Origin of the sequence: Stagnimonas aquatica, from assembly GCF_003730135.1 — a bacterium.
In the GTDB taxonomy this organism is placed as follows: Bacteria; Pseudomonadota; Gammaproteobacteria; order Nevskiales; family Nevskiaceae; genus Stagnimonas; species Stagnimonas aquatica.
In genome coordinates this window covers 1-2,516 of the sequence record NZ_RJVO01000013.1, presented here as the reverse complement: position 1 = coordinate 2,516, position 2,516 = coordinate 1, and the positions used below count along the sequence as shown (strand labels likewise).

Annotated in this window: 2 protein-coding genes; both read right to left on the bottom strand. The window is 64.8% G+C overall.

Translation table 11 applies throughout. From position 1 onward, the window contains the following. Positions 1-100: 100 nt before the first annotated feature. Complete coding sequence (gene istB / locus ED208_RS16905) at positions 101-910, bottom strand: IS21-like element helper ATPase IstB (protein ID WP_123213106.1); 810 nt, start codon at positions 908-910, stop codon at positions 101-103. Next, on the bottom strand, positions 903-2,399 hold the full coding sequence (istA, locus tag ED208_RS16900; protein WP_123213105.1) for an IS21 family transposase: 1,497 nt from the start codon (positions 2,397-2,399) through the stop codon (positions 903-905). Before istA ends, istB begins: the two co-directional genes overlap by 8 nt. Positions 2,400-2,516: the final 117 nt, after the last annotated feature.

Here is a 2,516-nt window from a genome sequence, read left to right as displayed (position 1 = left end):
TGTTGGCGCGCGTTGAAAACTGACCATCTCTGCTCATTGAAAATTGACCAGGGGTGGACGCCGAGGGCGGTAGCCCTCGGCGTGTTGGGATTGTAGGTCGTCAGATCAGTTCATCGGTTCGCTCCTGGGTCTGCGGCTGAGTCTTGGCCTGTTCACGGGATTTGATGCGGGCTTTGGCGGTGCTGCTGCTGTGTCGGAAGCGATAGGACTCGTTGCCGGTCTCGACGATGTGGCAGTGGTGTGTGAGCCGGTCGAGCAGTGCGGTCGTGAGCTTCGGATCGACGAAGACGTGGCTCCACTCCGCGAAGACCAGATTGGTCGTGATGATCACGCTGGTGTGCTCGTAGAGTTTCGAGAGCAGATGAAACAGCAGTGCGCCGCCGGCCTGCGAAAACGGCAGGTAGCCCAGCTCGTCGAGGATCACCAGGTCGAGGTGCATCAGCTGATGGGCCAGCCGGCCGGCTTTGCCGGCGGCCTTCTCCTGCTCCAGCGCATTGACCAGCTCCACCGTCGAGTAGAAGCGCACCCGCTTGCCGTGGCGTGTGATGGCTTCGACGCCCAGCGCCGTGGCCAGATGGGTCTTGCCGGTGCCGGTACCGCCGATCAGCACGATGTTTTCCGCCTTCTCGGTGAAGGCCATCGTGGCGAAGCCGGTGATCTGACGACGCTCGACCTTCGATTGGTCGAAGTCGAATCCGGCGAGATCCCGGTGGATCGGAAATCGGGCACTGTGCATCTGGTAGCGGATCGAGCGAAGCGCCCGATCCGTGCTCTCGGCGCGCACCAGGTGCGTCAGCAGGGATTCGTAGGTGGTCAGGCCGCCGGTACTGCCTTGCTCGACCCAGTCGGCGTAGCAGCCGGCCATTCCGTACAGGCGCAGCGCCTTCAGATCGGCGATCAGATCAGCCATGGCAGACCTCCTCGCGCAGCGAGTCGTAGCGCTGGGTGTCGGCGATCGGCGCGGTGATGACGGTCAGCCGGGTTTCCACCGATTCGGGCGGTGGCCCTTCCCGCAAACGGGCGAGGACATTGAGCACATGCTCGGCGCTGGGGCGGCCGGATTCCAGCACCAGATCGACCGCGACCAGCACGGCTTCCAGCCCGAAGACCGGTACCGACGACAGCACCTGCGCCATCACCCGGTCGCCGCCGTCGCGGCGCAGCAGCGCGCGGCTGAGCCGCTGCAGCGGCGCCGGCAGCTCGGCGAAGGGCGCCCCGTTTCGGAGCGCACCGGGCTTGCGCTCGATCAGCGGGACATAGTGCTGCCAGTCGTAGACCACGTGATCGCGGTCGCTGGCCCGGACATGCTCGGCCACGATCTGCTGATCGGCGACGATCACGACGCGCTCGGGATACAGCCGCACGCTGACCCGATGTCCGGCCAGCGCGCAGGGCACCGAGTAGCGATTGCGGGCGATGGAGACCAGGCTGGTACTGGAGACCCGCACCGCGGATTCGACATAGCCGTCGAAGGGCGTCGGGACCGGCATCAGCTGCACCTGCTCGTGCTCCCAGGCCTCCTGGATGCTCATGCCGGGAAACTCGGGATGGGGTGCCTGGCGCGCCTCGATGCACTGCGTGGCCAGCCAGACATTCAATTCGCCAAAGCTGGCGAAGCGCTGATCGGCGGCGGACTGCCAGATGCGACGGCGCGTGTCCTGCACGCTCTTCTCGACCCGGCCTTTCTCCCAGCCGGAGGCGACATTGCAGAAGTCGGGATCGAAGAGATAGTGCGCCGTCATCGCGGCGAAACGGGCATTGACGATGCGCGCCTTGCCACGGCCCGGCACACGATCCACCGCCGTTTTCATATTGTCGTAAATGCCCCGACGGGCGACGCCACCTAGGCCGGCAAAGCTCCGGGTATGGGCATCAAACAGCATCTCATGGCCCTGGCTCGGATAGGCCACCAGCCAGAAGGCACGGCTGGCACACAGCTTCATGTGGGCCAGCTGGATCTTGCGCCAGATGCCGCCGATCAGCAGGCCTTCTTCGCTCCAGTCGAATTGGAAGGCCTCACCCCAGTCGAAGCGGAGTGGCACGTAGGCGGATCGGGCGGTGACCGCACCGAGATCGGCCTTCCACCGGCGCAGGAATTCGGTCACCCGGCTGTAGCTGCCGGTGAAGCCTTGCTCCTGAAGCTGAGCGTGCAGCCGAAGTGCGGTGCGCCGGTCGCTGCGCGGCCGTCGCGCATCGGTCTCCAGTGCCTGCCGCAGCCATTCGGCATGGCCATCAAGCTTGCGCGGCCCGGCGGGCCGCTGGTACTTCATCTCACTACGGGCCGGCTCCGCCAGCCACTTCTTGACGGTGTTTCTCGTCAGGCTGGTCCGGCGGGCGATCTCACTGATCGACAAGCCGTCCCGGAACCGCATTCGCCGCACTTTCGCGTACATCGCCATGGTATGCACCTCGTCTTCCTGCTGGGGTAAAACCCCGCAGGCTAGTGAAGAACACCCTGGTCAATTTTCAGTGAGCAGAACCCCGTTTGGCTGGTCAATTTTCAACGCGCGCCAACA

Bases quoted from the DNA above. Each gene is read 5' to 3' on its own strand.
- istA (WP_123213105.1), bottom strand. From the start codon at position 2,399: ATGGCGATGTACGCGAAAGTGCGGCGAATGCGGTTCCGGGACGGCTTG.
- istB (WP_123213106.1), bottom strand. From the start codon at position 910: ATGGCTGATCTGATCGCCGATCTGAAGGCGCTGCGCCTGTACGGAATG.